The sequence below is a fragment of the Leptospira ainazelensis genome (assembly GCF_016918785.1).
GTDB classification, from domain to species: Bacteria; Spirochaetota; Leptospiria; order Leptospirales; family Leptospiraceae; genus Leptospira; species Leptospira ainazelensis.
In genome coordinates this window covers 186,765-204,142 of sequence record NZ_JAFFPT010000079.1, presented here as the reverse complement: position 1 = coordinate 204,142, position 17,378 = coordinate 186,765, and the positions used below count along the sequence as shown (strand labels likewise).

18 protein-coding genes are annotated in these 17,378 nt (G+C 41.6%); 8 read left to right on the top strand and 10 right to left on the bottom strand.

Annotation, left to right across the window (positions count from 1 at the left end; genetic code table 11):
* Positions 1 to 719: 719 nt before the first annotated feature.
* Positions 720 to 1,148, top strand: a complete 429-nt coding sequence (locus JWG44_RS19805; protein ID WP_069608148.1) for a hypothetical protein — start codon at positions 720 to 722, stop codon at positions 1,146 to 1,148.
* Between the two features lie 97 nt (positions 1,149 to 1,245).
* Positions 1,246 to 2,229: a UDP-3-O-acyl-N-acetylglucosamine deacetylase gene (locus JWG44_RS19800; RefSeq protein ID WP_205276787.1), complete on the top strand. Its 984-nt coding sequence runs from the start codon at positions 1,246 to 1,248 to the stop codon at positions 2,227 to 2,229.
* A gap of 21 nt (positions 2,230 to 2,250) precedes the next feature.
* Here JWG44_RS19800 and fabG read toward each other — a convergent pair whose 3' ends face one another.
* The 5 genes from fabG to JWG44_RS22370 all read right to left on the bottom strand — a co-directional run bounded on the left by fabG (position 2,251) and on the right by JWG44_RS22370 (position 4,174).
* Positions 2,251 to 3,000: a 3-oxoacyl-ACP reductase FabG gene (gene fabG, locus JWG44_RS19795; protein ID WP_205276786.1), complete on the bottom strand. Its 750-nt coding sequence runs from the start codon at positions 2,998 to 3,000 to the stop codon at positions 2,251 to 2,253.
* A 56-nt stretch (positions 3,001 to 3,056) separates the two neighbouring features.
* Positions 3,057 to 3,485, bottom strand: coding sequence for a MarR family winged helix-turn-helix transcriptional regulator (locus JWG44_RS19790; protein WP_205276785.1), 429 nt, complete (start codon positions 3,483 to 3,485; stop codon positions 3,057 to 3,059).
* A gap of 60 nt (positions 3,486 to 3,545) precedes the next feature.
* Positions 3,546 to 3,725, bottom strand: a complete 180-nt coding sequence (locus tag JWG44_RS22380) for a hypothetical protein (protein WP_232371760.1) — start codon at positions 3,723 to 3,725, stop codon at positions 3,546 to 3,548.
* Positions 3,726 to 3,780: 55 nt separating this feature from the next.
* On the bottom strand, positions 3,781 to 3,936 hold the full coding sequence (locus tag JWG44_RS22375; protein ID WP_232371759.1) for a hypothetical protein: 156 nt from the start codon (positions 3,934 to 3,936) through the stop codon (positions 3,781 to 3,783).
* 88 nt (positions 3,937 to 4,024) lie between these two features.
* Positions 4,025 to 4,174: a DUF4505 family protein gene (locus JWG44_RS22370; protein WP_232371758.1), complete on the bottom strand. Its 150-nt coding sequence runs from the start codon at positions 4,172 to 4,174 to the stop codon at positions 4,025 to 4,027.
* 380 nt (positions 4,175 to 4,554) lie between these two features.
* On the opposite strand from JWG44_RS22370, the gene JWG44_RS19780 reads away from it, so the two are divergent.
* Both JWG44_RS19780 and JWG44_RS19775 read left to right on the top strand, forming a co-directional pair.
* A complete protein-coding gene (locus tag JWG44_RS19780; RefSeq protein ID WP_205276784.1) occupies positions 4,555 to 6,276 on the top strand; it encodes an alpha-glucosidase in 1,722 nt (573 codons plus the stop codon).
* Between the two features lie 524 nt (positions 6,277 to 6,800).
* Positions 6,801 to 8,717, top strand: a complete 1,917-nt coding sequence (locus JWG44_RS19775) for an adenylate/guanylate cyclase domain-containing protein (protein WP_205276783.1) — start codon at positions 6,801 to 6,803, stop codon at positions 8,715 to 8,717.
* Here JWG44_RS19775 and JWG44_RS19770 read toward each other — a convergent pair.
* Positions 8,702 to 9,652: a helix-turn-helix transcriptional regulator gene (locus tag JWG44_RS19770; protein ID WP_205276782.1), complete on the bottom strand. Its 951-nt coding sequence runs from the start codon at positions 9,650 to 9,652 to the stop codon at positions 8,702 to 8,704. The two genes, JWG44_RS19775 and JWG44_RS19770, sit on opposite strands and share 16 nt — an antisense overlap.
* A 148-nt stretch (positions 9,653 to 9,800) precedes the next feature.
* On the opposite strand from JWG44_RS19770, the gene JWG44_RS19765 reads away from it, so the two are divergent.
* The 3 genes from JWG44_RS19765 (at position 9,801) to JWG44_RS19755 (ending at position 11,350) form a co-directional block, all read left to right on the top strand.
* Positions 9,801 to 10,682: an SDR family oxidoreductase gene (locus JWG44_RS19765; RefSeq protein ID WP_205276781.1), complete on the top strand. Its 882-nt coding sequence runs from the start codon at positions 9,801 to 9,803 to the stop codon at positions 10,680 to 10,682.
* The gene (locus tag JWG44_RS19760) at positions 10,679 to 10,873 is read left to right on the top strand and encodes a hypothetical protein (protein ID WP_205276780.1); all 195 of its coding nucleotides are present in this window, start codon (positions 10,679 to 10,681) and stop codon (positions 10,871 to 10,873) included. Before JWG44_RS19765 ends, JWG44_RS19760 begins: the two co-directional genes overlap by 4 nt.
* Before the next feature lie 90 nt (positions 10,874 to 10,963).
* Entirely contained in the window at positions 10,964 to 11,350 is a 387-nt protein-coding gene (locus tag JWG44_RS19755) for a hypothetical protein (protein ID WP_205276779.1), read from the top strand.
* Between the two features lie 22 nt (positions 11,351 to 11,372).
* Here the strand turns inward: JWG44_RS19755 and JWG44_RS19750 are convergent, their stop codons facing one another.
* Complete coding sequence (locus JWG44_RS19750; protein WP_205276778.1) at positions 11,373 to 12,530, bottom strand: CehA/McbA family metallohydrolase domain-containing protein; 1,158 nt, start codon at positions 12,528 to 12,530, stop codon at positions 11,373 to 11,375.
* Between the two features lie 153 nt (positions 12,531 to 12,683).
* Here JWG44_RS19750 and JWG44_RS19745 point away from each other — a divergent pair, with 153 nt between their 5' ends.
* Positions 12,684 to 13,643: a glycosyltransferase family 2 protein gene (locus JWG44_RS19745; RefSeq protein ID WP_205276777.1), complete on the top strand. Its 960-nt coding sequence runs from the start codon at positions 12,684 to 12,686 to the stop codon at positions 13,641 to 13,643.
* Here the strand turns inward: JWG44_RS19745 and JWG44_RS19740 are convergent.
* From JWG44_RS19740 to JWG44_RS19730, 3 genes are all read right to left on the bottom strand, one after another.
* Positions 13,634 to 15,238, bottom strand: a complete 1,605-nt coding sequence (locus JWG44_RS19740; protein ID WP_232371757.1) for an ArnT family glycosyltransferase — start codon at positions 15,236 to 15,238, stop codon at positions 13,634 to 13,636. The two genes, JWG44_RS19745 and JWG44_RS19740, sit on opposite strands and share 10 nt — an antisense overlap.
* A 366-nt stretch (positions 15,239 to 15,604) precedes the next feature.
* Positions 15,605 to 16,192: a bis(5'-nucleosyl)-tetraphosphatase (symmetrical) YqeK gene (gene yqeK, locus JWG44_RS19735; protein WP_205276775.1), complete on the bottom strand. Its 588-nt coding sequence runs from the start codon at positions 16,190 to 16,192 to the stop codon at positions 15,605 to 15,607.
* Between the two features lie 65 nt (positions 16,193 to 16,257).
* Entirely contained in the window at positions 16,258 to 17,289 is a 1,032-nt protein-coding gene (locus JWG44_RS19730) for a DUF3089 domain-containing protein (RefSeq protein ID WP_205276774.1), read from the bottom strand.
* Positions 17,290 to 17,378: the final 89 nt, after the last annotated feature.

The following is a 17,378-nucleotide window of genomic DNA, read 5'->3' as shown; positions in this document are numbered from 1 at the left end:
AAGTAGGAACTCACACACTCAAAAGGATCTTTGGAAGAACTTTTGATCCGCTTTTTCTAGTTTTTCCAAACTTCGATCCATGGATCCGTGAAAATCCTAAAAGTAGGAACTCCTCATTGGATATCCAGTTGTGCAGACTACTCTTTCAATCAGGGCTTAAGAGTTATATCCACTTGTCAAAGATCTGAGTTTTTCGGAATCGACTCAAGAAAAGTAGGAACTCCCTCTTTCCAAACAAAGCTCGTGAAGACGAAGTTTTTTATACATAGAAAATAATCTTTTCATTCTATAGAACTGAATTCAAAAAAGTTAAAATAAAAAGGAAAAGAAAAAAAGCTTTTGAGGATACGCTTTTCGAAGAACAAAAAATCGCCACACGAAAGATGATCTAATAACTGTAAAGTCAAGTGACAGCATTAGATATTTCGAATTATATAATATATGTTAACTTATAAATTAGCTTTCTCTGAAATTTCCGATTGAGAACAAAATTGGATCGATTCTGAACATTCTCAAGAACCAAAAGAAAAAGATCCGCAGAGTTCGCAGCGATCGACAAACAAATGTTATTCGCATTTTCTTATAAAAGAGGAAGCAAAAACCAAAAAGGATGCAAAAAAGAACCCCTTAAACCGTTATGGATCTTGAGAGATCCAACACACTTTTTGTTCTTAAGAGAAGGAGGTTGGATCGAATTCAAAAAAAATAGGAGATACTAAATGGTATCAGGAATTACACTCATCGTGCTCAGCATCCTTGCTGTGCCATCTTTGCTTCTGGCAAAAAAACCGGATGCGAAAGAATTGCTCGCTAAGATTTCACCTTATCAAGGATGGATCGGTCTGGTTTTTTGTTTCTGGGGAATTTATGGAATCGTTTTTCAAGGACTTCTCGGACTCGGATGGCTTCCAACTTGGCCGATCTATTGGGTAACCGCTCTTGCAGGAAACATCGTACAGGCAGTTCTTGGGTTCATTCTTGGATTCGGAACGATCTCTACTTATGTTCTCTCTAAGAACGAAGAAGCCAAAAAGAAAGGAGCTGAACTCCTTGCAAAATTGGCTCCCATCCAAGGTAAGTTGGGAATTTTTGGAATTGCAGTAGGAATTTGGACCATCGTAGCGTCTTTTCTTTTCTACGGAGTTTAATTCCATTTTTCCGGGTGACACACGTTCACCCGGAACCTTTCTCTCCTGATTAAAGATTGCCTTCTTTTGAAAAAACGACGTTGATAGTCGTTTTAGAATGCAAATCCACACAACGACTCAAACGATCTCAGAACTCAAAAAAAGCCGATTTCCGGAGATTCTCCACTTTCCAAAACACTTTCTGGGAGATCGATCTCAGGTTGAAATTCAAAACTCTTATACGATTCAAAAAGAATTTTCAGTAAAAGGAGTTTCCACCCTGGAGAATCGACCTTCTACGATCCGCGTAAAACCGGCGTCCGGGTCTTTTTCCAAGTTCTCCTATTCTCAAAAAACTCTCGAACTCAAACCTGAATTTTGCATCAAAGGAAATCATAATATTCAATTGGGGGATGTCAAGATCGTCGAACATCCGATCGCACTTCAGTCGGCCTTCGGTCTTTATCTTGATTTTGAACTTGAGAACTCGAGTTTTCCAACGTTCGATTTTTGCGATCAAGTTTATTTGGATGGAATTGAAAACAATCTTCAAAAAATCGGAGAAGTTCCGTCGATTACGGTCGCAAAACCTTTTGTCATGAGTTGGGACAAGGGATATTGTATCTTAGAATCGGACTCGGGTGAACAAAAATTGATTCTCGATCATCAGGTGAGTTATCCGGGATCGACCGTAGGTAATTCCAGGATCGTTACCGAGATGACTCCTGAAATTTTTTCTTATATCGCATCGGCGAGAACTACCGCGTTTAGACCCGGAGAAGAAGCCAATAAATTTTATCAGATCGGTTTGGCCGGCGGTCTGAAGGACTACCCGTTTACGTTAGAAAACGTGATTTTGTTAAACGAAGAGAAAATTTTCAATCCGAGAGATAAGTTCGTTCACCAGGGGAAAAATTACGAATTTATCGCGCACGAACTGATCGACATCCTTGCTTGGATTCGATTTGTTGAAGAAGAATACAAAGGAAGATTTGTCGGAAAGATGACTACCTTTCTTTTTGATCATCATAAACAGATCGATATCGCTCAGTTCGTCTGCAATCGAAAAGAATTCTCGGAAATCGGAATCATAACCTTATAAATTACATTCCGATTTTTGAATTTAGAATCCGATCATCATTCCTCCGTCCACACGAAGTGTCGCCCCGGTGATCCAATCCGCTTCTTCCGAAGCAAAAAAATGAATCGCAGAGGAGATGGATTCTTCCGGATTTCTTCCTATTTTGAGAGGAATCGTTTTTAAGATGCCTTGTTTTACTTCTTCCGGGAGGTTCGGTGCGAAATCGTTGGCGATAAAACCGGACGCGATGCAGTTTACCGTAACGTTTCTCGACGCGAGTTCTCTTGCCGAAGATTTTGTCAAAGCCATGAGTCCGGCTTTCGCCGAGGAATAATTCGACTGACCTCCGTTTCCATAAAAACCGGAAACGGAACCGATGTTGATGATTCGTCCCCATTCTTTTTTGATCATATACTTTGCGGCTGCCTGTGTTCCTAAAAAAGCCCCTTTTAGGTTTACGTCAAAAACCTGATCCCATTTTTCTTCGCTCATTCTCAAAAGTAGATCGTCTTTGATGATTCCGGCGTTGTTCACCCAGATATCCAGACTTCCGGTTTCCTGAAACGCAAAGTCCGCGAGTTCTTTGATCTGGCTTTTTTCTTTTACATCGCAGACTTTACCTAAAACCTTTCCGAGTTTTAAGGACTTCATTTCATCGATCGTTTTTTCAAGAAGAATCGAATCGACGTCGGAAACGACGACGGTTCCATTCTTTGATAGAAAATTCTTTGCTGCTACTTTTCCGATTCCTCTCGCGGAACCGGTGATCACGATTGTTTTTCCTGAGAACATAAACTCCTCCGTTTATTTATTTCGATATCGAAATAAATGTTTTAAAAAAATCAGTCTTACGTTTCAAAATTAGAATACATCCTTTCCAGAAGACCAACAAAGGTTTCCTTTTCTTCGGGAAGAAATCCCTTGTATAATTTTTGAGTCGTTTTCTGCGAAGCTCGAATCACCGCTTCTCTTGTAGTTTTTCCCTTTGCGGTCAATACGGCGGTAAACACTCGTTCGTCTTCGTTGGATTGAATTCTTTTGATATATTTCAATTCTTCCATCTTATCCAAAAGCGCCGTGATCGTAGAATTGGTTCGATCCAAGACCTTGGCGAGTTCGCTCATCGTCATTTCTCCCGAAATTCCGAGCGCGTATAAAACTCCTCCGTGGGCCGGAACAAGGTCTTTGATCCCTTCCTTTTCGAATTCTTTGGTTAAGAATTTTTGGATTCGATCCCGAGTTCTCGATAGCAGATGAATCGCAAATTCGTGTTTCATTTATTTCGATATCGAAATAAATGAGATTTTTTGTCAAGTCGAAAAATTCTGATTTAAAAATTACCATCGGCTCAAAATTTTTATTCTCGTAATCGGATTGGGATCGTTTTTCGGATCGATAGTCGTGTTTTGTTCCGCTTCGATCGGAGTTCCTTCCTGGTCGATACAAAGGTCGATCTTATTATCGTTATCCTCTATTTGAAACGGAAAAACGATTCGAGTTTTCTTTTCGTTTAACAATGTGATTTTAAAACGGCTAATTCCCGGTCTCCGAGTTCTTTTCCGTCCAAGGCCCTTACGCATCCGCACAAACGATTCTTACATCCGAAACGGTTTTGGATTTGGGACAATCGGCCCCGCGTCCAGATTCGTTGTATGGATAATCCGAATCTATTTTGAAGTGTTCCGCATAACTTAGGAGCGGGCCTTCCGCCAACGAAGTTACGTTCACCTTCTGGCCTGTCCGTCCCGGCTTTTTAACTCGTCTACAATTCTGATTTTGACCGGCTCGTTCTCGGGGGAATTTCCGAATTCTCCGATTAAAAGAATCGTTCTGAGTTCGAATTCTTCCAATGAGGGACGGAAGGTTGCAATGGAACCGAAATCAGATCTCCTTTTTTTGTTACGATTTGGAAATCGGAAACATCCAGGGTTGTTGGATCGATCTCATGAGAGAATACGACGGGCATTCCGTCTTTTCCAGGAGCGTCTTTTCATAAATAAATCGATCGTAACGGCAAGGTATTGTCCAATCCGAAAAACCCGGATATTATGTTCGCTTTTTTAGAGTGATTAATCGGCGGATTTTTTTTTGAGAGTTTAATGCCGGGCGCCGAAATGCAACTTCCGAAAACCAATGCTAAAAGTAAAATTCGCCTAACGCGATCAAGCATATTGAATTTCTCTCATTGTAGTGTGGATTGTTCTTTTTTTTATAATCCGAGCGTAGAAGAGAGAATCCCCGCTAAATAAGGCCAACGTCTTTCGTGGTCAACAAAATGAATCCTTGCGAATACCGTCTTGACAACCTCCATTCTAAGATTTTTGATTCCATTAAAGATGAAGTGATATGAGTTCTATAAAATCCAAAAAGAAATCCACAATTCCAACGAACAAATGGTGGCAAAAGACCACGATTTATCAGATCTATCCCCGTTCCTTTGCGGATACGAATGAAGATGGGATCGGCGATATCGCCGGAATCATTTCTAAATTAGATTATCTAAAGGATATGGGTTTTGAAACCCTCTGGATTTCGCCGCTTTACAAAAGTCCTCAGAGAGATCACGGATACGACGTTAGCGACTATTACTCGATTTCTCCCGAGTATGGAACTCTCAAAGACGCCGAAAGGTTGATCAAAGAAGTTCATAAAAGAGGAATGAAGATCGTCTTTGATATGGTGATGAATCATACCTCGGACGAACACGAATGGTTCAAAGAATCGCGTTCCAGCAAGGACAATCCGAAACGGGATTGGTATATTTGGAAGGACGGAAAAAGTAAGGGTAAACCGCCTAACAACTGGAGTTCCTTTGTCACTCCGAACGCCTGGCAATATGATAAAAAAACCGATCAGTGGTATTGCGCGAGTTTTTTGGATTTCCAACCGGATCTAAACTACTACAATCCCGAAGTCAAAAAGGCGATGTTCGACGTTCTTCGTTTTTGGCTTAAAAAGGGGGTCGACGGTTTTCGTTTGGATATCTTTCACGCAATCTATAAAGACAGACATTTCCGGGACAATCCGTTTCGTTTTAAATATCTTGTCACCGAAAACGATCACGACGGTTATTTTCAGAGAAGACTTTATACAGTAAATCATCCGAATAACTTCGAGTTTGCCAAAGAACTCAGAGCGGTTCTGGAAGAATTTGAAGGAGATCGTTTTTCGGTCGGCGAAGTCGCGGGCGACGATCACACCATCAAACGTTACTTAGGTGAAAAAAGGGACGGCCTCAATCTGATCTTTCTTTTTGAAACCCTGATGTTAAAATTCAAAACGAGTTTTTTCAAAGGGATCGTCAAAAAGATGGAAGAGATCTATCCTGCTCCTTATACTCCCACTTACGTTTTTGGGAATCACGATCAAAGACGTTATATGCGTAAGATCAACAACAACCTGGAAAAAGGAAAACTGGTCGCGTTGTTTCAGTTCACAGCCAGGGGAGTTCCCGTCACTTATTACGGCGAAGAGATCGGAATGACGAATGAAACGATCAGACTTACGGAAGCTCAGGATCCGCTCGCGAGAATCTATCGCTGGTTAGGCGATACACTTTCCGAGTTTTTGGGTTTGGCCGATATCATTATCCGAGATAGGGCCAGATCTCCGATGCAATGGGACGATTCCCCGAACGCGGGTTTTACGACTAAAAAAGCAAAACCTTGGATTCGTGTTCACGGAAATTATAAGGTTCGAAACGTAAGCTCCGAATCCGAAGACAAGGATTCTCTTTTGAGCGTGTATCGAAAAGTCATTCATCTCCGAAACGAGAGTAAGGCTTTACGGGAAGGCAGCCTGACTTTGATAGAGGAAGGTGTTCCCAAGGACATGCTAGTTTATATCCGGGAAGCCGATAAAGAACGGAAGATGGTGATTTTCAACTTCGGAAAAAAAGAACGTCTTTTTAACAATACTACCGATTGCAGAAAGTATCGTTTTTCGACTCACGTATACGATCACAATGAATTTGATCTTTTTAAGGTTCCGCCTTGTTCCGGATTGATCTTGGAGAACGACCATTCTCCAAAGGTCGATCAGAAGCCGAAAGCTAAGAATAAAAAATGATCCTTTAACGAAGACGTCCGTTGTTCCAACGGGCCCGCTTTCTTTCAAATGACAATAACTGAGGGGAAGTGGCTTCGCACATTCGATTTCATTTTCGACTTTGGAATAGTAAGCTGAAAGTAAATTCTATCCAAGATCGACGGTTCGTCCTCGTGTTTTGGATCGCCTGTGTAATACGATGAGTTTGCCGGTAATATTTTTCGCGTTTCCGTATTAGGAATTTATAATCTCCGTTGAAAACCCGCCGAATCTTCGATCTTCGCGTCGCCTCGATAGCGACGATCCTTCCGAAATAAAACCGATCGCCGCAATATTCCGCGCGTCCAGGTTGGCAATATCTTTCGTACAATCGTATTTTCGAAATTTTTCAGGAGATCGAAAGAGTTAAGAATTAAAAATAAGACGGGTTAGAATGAAGAAAATTATTTCCACTCTTAGTAAACGGTTGAATGAAAATGAATTCCTGATTATTTCGTCATTTCCCATTTTGAAAATATAAAAGTAGGATCAAAGACGAGGTCGAAATGTTAAAACGAAAAGAATCATTTTTTCTGAGAGTCTGTTTCGCGTTTTGGATTTTAACTTTCAACTTCTGCGGGCCTTCCGGAAATTCCAAAATTCCTCCTCGCGCCGACAAAGGAGTTTTGGATCTGAGGGATTGGGACTTTAATTCGGACGGTATCGTCAAACTGGACGGAGAATGGTCCTTTGTATGGAAACAACTCTCTCTTTCTAAACCGAATACGATCGTTTCCGATACAAAAACTTATTTTGTATCGGTGCCCGACAATTGGAATTCTTACAAAGAGATCGAAGAGATCGATTCAACGGCCGCTTACGGATACGGAACTTTTACTCTCAAGGTTTTGTTAAACGACAATCAAAATCCTCTCGGACTCCGTTTTCAGGACGTCGGTACTGCTGCGGCGATTTGGGTGGACGGAAAAAAATTAATCCGAAGCGGGGTTGTGGGAACCGATGAAAACACTTCCAGGCCGCAATATCTTCCCCGTTATATCGATTTTCAATCCTCCGGAAACGAAGTCCTTATCCAAGTGGAAGTTTCGAACTTTCATCACTTCAAAGGCGGGATTTGGGAAACGATTCGTATCGGCAGTAAAAAGAACATTCAGGATGATAAGGAGAATCGTTCCGCAACCGAGATGTTTCTTTTTGGAAGTATCGCGATTATGGCGCTCTATCACTTCGGTCTTTTTTCTCTTCGTAGAAAAGACAATTCGAGTTTATTCTTCGGTTTATTTTGTTTTGTCATCGTAGTTCGTCTTTTGACGACCGGAGAAAGATTTTTTCTTCAGAAATTTCCGGGAATACCTTGGGAATTGGGAAGTAAACTGGAATATCTTTCCTTTTATTTAGCGTGGCCGATCTTTCATAAATACATGGACAGCATTTTTCCGGGAGATATGCCTCCGCTTGTTGCAAAGATCGCAACCGCGATCGTAGGTTTCTTTTCGCTTATCATTTTGTTCTTTCCCACCAAAATTTTCGCCCTGACCTTGATTCCTTACCAAGGAGTTCTTCTTCTCTACATACCTTTCTTTTTCTTTTGGTTGGGGAGATTTATCTATAGAAAACGAGACGGGGCGATCATCGCGGGAATCGGAGTTTTGGCGTTGATCGCGTCCGCGATCAACGATATTCTACAAAGTCAAACTATCGTCAGTAACGGATATTATCTTCCGATCGGACTCTTTTCATTTATTTTTGCTCAGTCTTATATGCTTTCTTTGAAGTTTTCCGCGGCATTCGTCTCGATTGAAAACTTATCGGCAGATCTTACGAGAACTAACCAATCCTACAGTCGTTTTGTCCCTTTGGAATTTTTGAAATTTCTCGGGAAAAAGAATATTACGGAAATTGAATTGGGTGATCAGACACAAAAGGAAATGACGATTCTTTTTTCGGATATCCGATCCTTCACTCAGTTGTCCGAGAAGATGACACCTAAAGATAATTTCGATTTCCTAAATTCTTATATGGGAAGAATGGGGCCTATCATTCGAAAACACGGCGGTTTTGTGGATAAGTATCTGGGAGACGGAATTATGGCCTTGTTTCCCGATTCGCCGGACGACGCGCTCGAAGCTGCGAAAGAAATGCAATCGGAATTGGAAGAACACAACCAGAGCCGTTTGGAAAGAAATTATGATCCGATTCGGATTGGAATCGGAATTCACACGGGGGTTTTGATGCTGGGAACGATCGGAGAGAAAGAGAGGATGGATGGGACCGTAATCTCAGACGCGGTCAATCTCGCTTCTCGAATAGAAGGTCTTACCAAGGAATACGGAGTGGATATTCTTTTATCGGATGAAAGTTATCATAAGATTCGAAATCGAAAAAAATACACGTTTCAAGAATTGGGAAAAGTTTCAGTAAAAGGAAAGGAGAACTTGATCGGGGTTTACGAAGTCAAATAGGATTTCAGAATATTCTCCGCGGAAGCGGTGATCGCCTCCTTTAGTTCCTTAGGTTCTAATACGATCGCAGAATTTCCGAGACCTAGAATATGCTGTAAGGCCCATTCCTTCGTTTCAAAGTTCACTTTTGCCTCGATCCAATTGTCGTCTATTGTAGGATATTCTAATATACAATTGTAAGTAAACGATTTGAGCCGATCCAGAACTTCGGATTTGATTTTGATGGAAACCGAATAAGTTGGAATTTTTGAAAAAAAGGCCTGTGTGCTTTCCTGCCAATATTTTTCCAGATCGAACTTTTTCGGTCTTTCAAAGGGTTCTCCGAGTTGGGCTTCGAGAATCCTTGAAATTCGAAAGGTCCTAAATTCTTTTCCATATTTTGCGATGAGATACCAGACCTTTCCTTTTGCGACAAGACCTAAAGGAAGTACGATTCTTTTTTTGGAGACTTCGTCCGATTTGTAACGAAGAATCACTTTTCGATTCTGCCAGACCGCTTCCTGCAACAAAGGGAGAAACGGAAATTCTTCCTTCCAATTTCCCCATCCCGCTCCGTCGATATGAATTCTTTGGCGAATCATCTCGGCTTCTTCTTGATAGGCCGGAGGAAGAGAGGCCATAAATTTCATAAAGGCGGAATCGAATTCTTTTTTTCTTCCAAGATCGGAGGCGATACGCGTCGAGCTCGTAAGAATCATCGAAAAAATTTCCTCTTTTTTCATTCCGGTGAGATTGGTCCGATAACCTTCCGATAATTCCCAACCGCCTTTGGATCCTCGTTCCGCAAAAACGGGAACACCCGAAGCGCCCAGAGCCTCCATGTCTCTGTGAATGGTTCTTTCCGAAACTTCGAGTTTGCGCGCCAAGTCCTTGGAGGAAATTCTTCCCTTGGCTTGGAGTTGAAGTAGAATGGAGAGCAATCGATCCGCACGCATACTCCGATTCTAATACATTATACATGACATATTCTGTCATGTATTTCTTTTTATAATGACCTGAGATCGAAAAAAAAATCGGATTTTAACAAATCGATTCGGAGATATATGACAGGAATTGTCATCATCCTTGGGTTAAGATGGAACTATGAAAGATAGAATTTTAGAAGGTAAGATTGCCTTGGTCGCGGGAGGAACAAGAGGGGCCGGACGCGGCATAGCGATTGCGTTAGGCGAGGCAGGAGCGTGCGTTTATGTCACCGGAAGGAGTACGAGAGAATCTCCCTCGGAAATGAATCGGAAGGAAACCATCGAAGAAACTGCGGAGATTATCAACGCCAACGGAGGGAAGGGAATCGCGGTTAAAACCGACCATACGAAGGCGGACGAGGTTCGGGAGCTCGCTCTTCGAATCGATAAAGAACAAGGAAGGTTGGATATCCTAGTCAACGACATTTGGGGAGGAGATCCATATATTCGCTGGGATGTAAAATTTTGGGAACACTCTTTGGAAAACGGAATCAAGGTTCAAAGAACCTGTTTGGAGTCTCATCTGAACACTAACTATTTTGCAGCGCCTCTGATGATCCGAAACCGGTCAGGTCTTATTTTGGAGATCACCGATGGAATCGATTATCGTTATCGTGGAAATCTATATTATACTTTGGTAAAGTCTTCGATCATCAATCTTTCTCGTTGTCTTTCGGAAGAATTAAAATCCTTCGGGATAACCGCCTTATCCTTAACTCCGGGTTTTTTAAGATCGGAGGCGATGTTGGATCATTTTGGGGTTCGTGAAGAGAATTGGAAGGATGCAACAAAAAAAGAGCCTCACTTTATCGTTTCCGAAACGCCCGCTTATATCGGTCGTGCCGTCGTTTCTCTTGCGGGAGATAAGAATATTTTTGCAAAAACCGGAATCTCCACGAGCACGTGGAAGTTATCGGAAGAATACGACTTTACCGATTTGGACGGGAGCCGTCCGCACTGGGGGAATTACTTTAAGGAAAAATTCGGAGAAGAATTATGAAAACTGAATGTTCTCGCTTTGACTCAGAAATGGAACCCGAAGAGTTACGGGTTTCGACCGGAACTTTGAGTATGGTCTCAAGACTTCTTTTTCCGGGTTCGCTTTTGACCTCGTATCAGGCCCATCGTTCGGAGTTATCGGCTCGTTCCGAAAAACGATCCGATTACAAGGTTTTGAAAAAAACAGAATAGAATAAAGATTGAATGTAAACACTGCGGAAATAAAGTCTTAAATTCCGAAATTCGATTTTACGTCCATCAAATGGATGATAGGAGAAAAAAATGAAACAGTATTTGGTTAGAATTTTGAGCTACGGCTTTTTGGTCTGGTTGATTCCTTTCGCGGTTGCGATTCCGTTCTATACGAGGGACGGAAAGTTGCAGACTGATATTTTTTTATTTAAGACCGTTATGATTCTTGTCGGCAGTCTTACGGGGAGTTTGTTGCTTGCTTCACTCGCAATCAGAATTTCGGGAAAAACTTTGTCTACACTTTTGGTTACAGCTTTAATCTGGCTGATTATCAATTGGGGTTTGGACTTTTTAATTTTGCTTCCGATGTCTAAGATGAGCGTTCCCGACTATTTTATCCAGATCGGATTCGGTTATCTTACTATGTCGATCATCGCGTTTTCGATCGGAAGAGCCGTGGATCAAAGATCCGCTTGATTGAATCCGGATCGGCATCGATTTACTTTGAAGAAGTTCTCTTTTTGTAAAACGTGTTGCTGACGACGAGTGCGGTGGGAAAAAAAATCTGGATTCTAACATGCGGTTCTTGGAAAGGGATTTTAAAAAATCCCTTTTTTACATTGAAGAGATCCTTTAGGACGATTCCGTTTTTCCCGATCAATTGAACGTGCATCGCATTTTCCCCGAATTCAAAATATACTCTGTCTTTATCGTCGACTCCCAGGTCGACGAGCCGCGGATCCTTTAAAACTCGATCGTATTTTTTTACACATACGTAGTTTCCCGATTTGAGGGAATCGAGCACGTTTCGGATTTCTAAATTTTCCGTATTCAAGAGCACATAACGTGTCAAAGATTGGCCTTCCGGTTGATATAAAAGCGAAACGGCGTCTCTCATCGTAAAATACGAATTCGCTTTTGCGTTTTCGTATTCGTCCTTGGGGAGATAATGAAGATCGTCCGATGCCATACAAAACGGATATTTTTTTTCGCTTAATATTTTATCCCAAAGTTCGAGATGATCTCCAAAAGGACTGAAAATTTCGAGTGCATCGTAACGATTGAGGTCTTTTAGCATCTCGTCCGAAAAACTAAAGTTGAGCTTCGGATGATTGATCGTAACAAAAGAACCCTCGTCGGAAAAACGATCTATGATCCACTGAATATTTGAAATCGAAGCGTAGAAAGGAAAAGGGTCGGATTCAGCCTTTTTAGGTCCGAGCACCAGAAGATGTCTTTTTCTAAGATTTGTTCCCCATTCGAATCCCGGAAGAAGGGCGATCTTCGGGTTTTTTGGAAGCGTGATTCTTTCGTAATCGGAGAAGCTAAGAATTTTATATCCGTGTTTAACATAGGCGTTTTGAATTTCTTCCACGCTATTTCTTCCCGGGGTATACCACACTTCGTTCGTGTGATTGTGAAAGGAGGCTTTTAACCATTTGAGCGGTAACTTGTTTTTATAAGGGTCTTCAAAAGTCCGCCCGCCCGGACGTACGATCGAATTCCGTTTTTTTGAATCGGATCTGAATGAGAAAGAAGTGTATACGTTGAAACAGACGGCCAAACACACTAAAAGCAAAGATATATAGAGAATTTTTCCCGATACTTTTTTCATCGATTGGCATTCGACGGGTACTTCCGATTTTTGATAGGCCATTTTTTATTCTTATGTTTCCTTTTGGTTACGGAAAATTAGGCAATTGTAATTTACAGTTTAGGAAAATGAATTGTTGGCTTCTGTCCATTCTTTCTTTTTGAGTTTGAACGCTTTCCACGTTCGAATCGAAATTATTACAAACGAAGTAAGAATATGCCAATTCAAAACAAAGTTGCAATTTTGTTACCAGCGTATAACGAAGAGATTACCATTCGAGATACAATTCTTTCCTTTTACAAGGAACTTCCCCATGCAGAGATTATAGTGATCGACAATAATTCGAAGGATAACACCAAAATCATCGCAGAAGAAACATTCAAAAAACATAAAATTCAAGGAAGGATTCTTTTCGAGTCCAGACAGGGAAAGGCGAATGCGATTCGTAAGGGATTCTCTCAGGTGTATGCCGATTCTTACGTGATGGTGGACGCGGATATGACGTATCCTGCGGAGGAAATTCACAAGTTGTTAAAAGCTCGGGAAGACGGCGACTTTGATATGATCGTCGGCGATCGTTTGAGCGACGGAATTTACGAACTGGAAAACAAAAGAAGATTTCATTCGTTCGGCAATTATCTTGTCATTCGACTGATCAATTTTCTTTTCGCGGTGCATCTCAAAGATGCGATGAGCGGTTATCGGGTTTTTTCGGACCGTTTTGTCCGCCACTATCCGATTTTATCGAAAGGATTCGAGTTGGAAATAGAAATGACCTTGCACGCGCTCGATAAACGACTTTCCATTTCCGAAGTCCCGGTTCGATATGTGGACCGTCCCGCTGGGAGCGTTTCCAAGTTGAATACGATTCGCGACGGTTATTCCGTTGTGAAGAACATTCTCTGGATTTTTAAAGATTACAAGCCGATGCACTTTTTCGGATTTTTATCCCTTGTTTCTTTTACCGCTTCGATTGTTTTCGGTCTTCCGTCCATCCTCGACTATATAAAATTTAGATACGTTTATCACGTACCATTGGCGATTCTTGCTACGGGTTTGATGATCGTGTCGCTGATCAATCTTTCGATCGGTTTGATTCTGCATACGGTTTCAAAGATCCAAAGATTCAATTTCGAACTACAAATTCTAAAATGGAAAGGATCGAATCAAAGATAGATAACTTTGAGCAGGACTAGGTTCCCTTCACTCGCCACCACTTCAACTTTGATTTTCGGATAGAGATAACTCAATTCCAATACGCTGTTTCTATTTGTCAGAAGAAACGTTTTTTGAGTTCTTGAATTCGTTAATAAGAATTCGTCGTCTCGGAACTTATAACTCCCGATGACGAAAATCGGCTTATCGCGGTAGAAGAACGGATAAAAGGAAAGATATTTGTAAAATACAAGATCTCCTTCCTGTTTCCAGGCGACGTCCGCTAATCGAAGAATTCTTCCTTGAAGAATGTCTATCACTTTCGGAGCGATGAGCATCGACAGTGAAACTCCGAGACCGAGCATCGCGAACCAAAGAGGAATTATAAAAGAACCGAACTTTGACTTAAATGTGGTATGATTGAGTCTATAAACGCTTCCGATAAAACCCAGGGCGAAGATAAAACCCGGTAAAAAAGATAGGACGCCGATCTCGAAAGAATATCCGCCTCCGAAAGTTTGAATGAAATCGTAACTCTTTACCGCGAAGTTTAGAATCCAAGGAAGCGAAACTAACAAGACAAAGAATACAAAACCGAACAAATAGAAAAGAATTCTCGCAGAGTTTATAAAAACCTTTCCCGAAACCGGAACAGGTTCTTGCGGCTCGGCATTTTCGATAAAAGGAGTTAAGGTTTTTGGATCCGATGTAAATCCATTTTGATTGAAGATCAGATAAGCCGCGAAAAAGGAAAGTGGAAAGTAAATCGAAGATGAGTAATGCGGAAGTTTCGTTTGAACGATCGAAAAAATAACGAGTACAAAAATCGTCCAGGCGAGGAAGTTGTAAAAAAGACCTTTGAGTTTATTACTTTCGATTAGAGCGCGGTTTGCCTTAAGAGAATACCCGATCAGCAGAGGCGTCCATGGGAAGAAGCCGACTAACGCAACTATAAAATGATAAAACCAAGGACCAGTATGGGATTCCAAGGATTTGGTTAGAAGTTTTTTTTGAAATTCTAAAAATCCGCCGATAAATTCGTCTCCGTGCAATATATAATCGGTAATATAATAGATGCCGATCGTAAGAATGCAGATAAATCCTGCGGTCGCAGTTTCCAAGATCGATATCGAAAATTTTCTTTGGAAAATTCTCATTGCGACAAAGGAAAGTATCGGAATCCCGATTCCCAACGGTCCTTTTGTAAGCGTCGCAATTCCCATAGAAAGCGCGGCTAACGTAAGATACAAGAACCGGTTTCGGCTTCTTAGTTCCGCTTCGACGTCGTAGAGATAAATGGAGACGATCGAAATGAAAATAAAGGTGTTAAAAAGATGATCGATATAAGCCGTTCTGGATAAGAGTAAAGGTAACAAGGAAGAGGAATAAATCATCGCCCAAACGAGTCCGAATTTTTCGGAAACAATTTTTTTACCGAAAAAATAGATCGCCGAGAAGGAAAGGATTCCGCTCAAGACGGAAGGCAGGCGTGTCGCGAATTCACCGACTCCAAAAATGACGTAGAAAAACGAGGTCAGCCAGAAATAGAGGGGCGGTTTTTCCGAAAACGACTGTTGATTGACTTTGATTCTAAAATAGTCTCCAGATAAAAACATATTTTTGGACGCAGATCCGTAGATGTTTTCGTCCCAATCGATTAGCGGGAACGATCCGAGACCGAATATTAAAAAAATAGAATATATGAATAAATAAAACCAAAATTTTCCGTTTTGTAATCGCATCTGAGTCTTTTAATCCGTTTTCACGCTTGTTTTGATAAGAATCGGGCTCGAAATTCTTTAGGACGGAGTCCGGATACGACGGAACCTCTTTCGGGATTCTGTCTAATCGGTCTTCGAGATTTTTTTCAATGTCCTAAATAAATACCGTATGCTAAGCTTTATCGGTTTGATTTATATTACATTCCGGCGACAATTTGATGAGAATAGACAAAGGATAAAAGAGGAAACTTTTTACTTCGTTTAACATTTTGAAACTGCGAGGTTGTAAGTCGCGACCGTTCTAGGATGAATCCTTTTGTTGGTCGAAATCAAATCCAACATCGTATTCTTCGCTTTGCAAAGAACTCCCATGTAAAGATTCTTACGGGCCTGTTCTCTCCATTCCGGATACAACGGGTTCTTTTCTGCGTAATCGGATCCTAAAAAATCCGCAGCGTAGAGAATTAAATCCAAGGGCCCTGGGGTTTCAGCCCCCAAAGTGTGATTTCGAACCGCCGAAAGTACGGATTCGTTTTTTAGATTGTATTGCGATTTGAGATAGATGGACGCCGAATAGGCGTGCCAAGCGGCGGAAGGAAGTTGTTCCAATTCGGCCCGTCCGGATTCTTTGAATAACGTTAGGTGAAACTCCGGAGTCTTCTGTTTGGTGATGTCGTGAACGATTCCGGCAAGATAAGCGAGGTCCGTTTCGTCTTTTGAATGAATGATAGCCAACTCTTTGGCGATTTCCGCCACCTTGAGAGAATGTTCCCAACGAGTGATCGTAATTTCAGCGGGGACGATCTTCTTAAATTCTTGTATCTTAGCTTCCAACTCGAGGGAAGTCATTGAATTCTCCTATTCATATTCGATCGTCAACGAAGCGGCGTTAAAGTCCAGTTCGATTTGAGAATCTAATTCTTCTTTGATTTAAGAAACGTTTCGATTCTTTCCGGAAGATTATTCCGGATATTCTGATAAAAAATTCCGTAATCCAATATGTGATAGTTTTCACCGAACCAACGGGAAAAACCGGACGCGTTCGGTTTTGAAATTCGAACGACGCCGTCGCTACAACGGGCGCTGCAAAGTTTGGGTTCGATCGTTTTGAATTTTCCGTTTACTCCTCCCGGATGTAAGTCCGCGCTCGCGGGGAGTTCGTCCGCGTTCCAGCTGATAGGATTGACGCACATATAAGGCCCTTTTAGATCGTGAGGAAGTTTGGAAACCTCCGCCTTCTCTCCGAAAGTTCTCCAGCTGATCACACAACCCGTCTGAGTTGCGCTCGAACAAATCGGAATTTTCTTATAGGAACCGATCGGAACCGCGCCTCCGAGCAAATACGCCGCGACGAGTTGATCGGTTAGGGGAGAATTATCGATCTTTTCCCGGAGAAGTCGGATCGCAAGATGAGTTCCCTGACTGTGAGATGCGACGATAAAAGGTCTTCCTCCGTTCCATTCTCTGAGATACGTCTCAAAAGACTTGAGTACATCTTGATATGCTAATTCTAAAGCGAGTTTTCCGTTTTCTGCGTCCAAAAAAGAATAAAGAGTGGCCTGTCTATAACGAGGCGCGTAGATTTTTGCACAACAGTTAAAAACGCTGGCTTGTTGCCGAATCGTGGATTCGTCCGTTCTTTCGTTTACCCTTTTGTCATCTAAAGAAGCGTTCCATTCTCTTCCGTAAAACGTAGTAGGATGGATAAAGAAGACGTCGACGAGGGCCCGGTTTTGATTGTCTTGAAGAGAAGATTCGGAAGGAACCTTGTCGGCGTCGTCTTTGGTTTGCGGAAGGGCCGACCAAGAGTTTAAAAGAAGATAATCCGGTTCTTTTGGTCTTTCGTATTCGGAATAATTTCCGGAAGGACGAATGATCCAAAGACAGGAAATGGAAAAAAATGAAGAAACAAAAAGGGAAAGAATTAAGAAAAACCGATTTCGCATAACAATCCTCAGGCGTAAAAATTTTTAACGAAGAATACGAATCATTTCGAGATTCTTCTGATTATTTTTCCCGGAATCGAAGTTGTCAA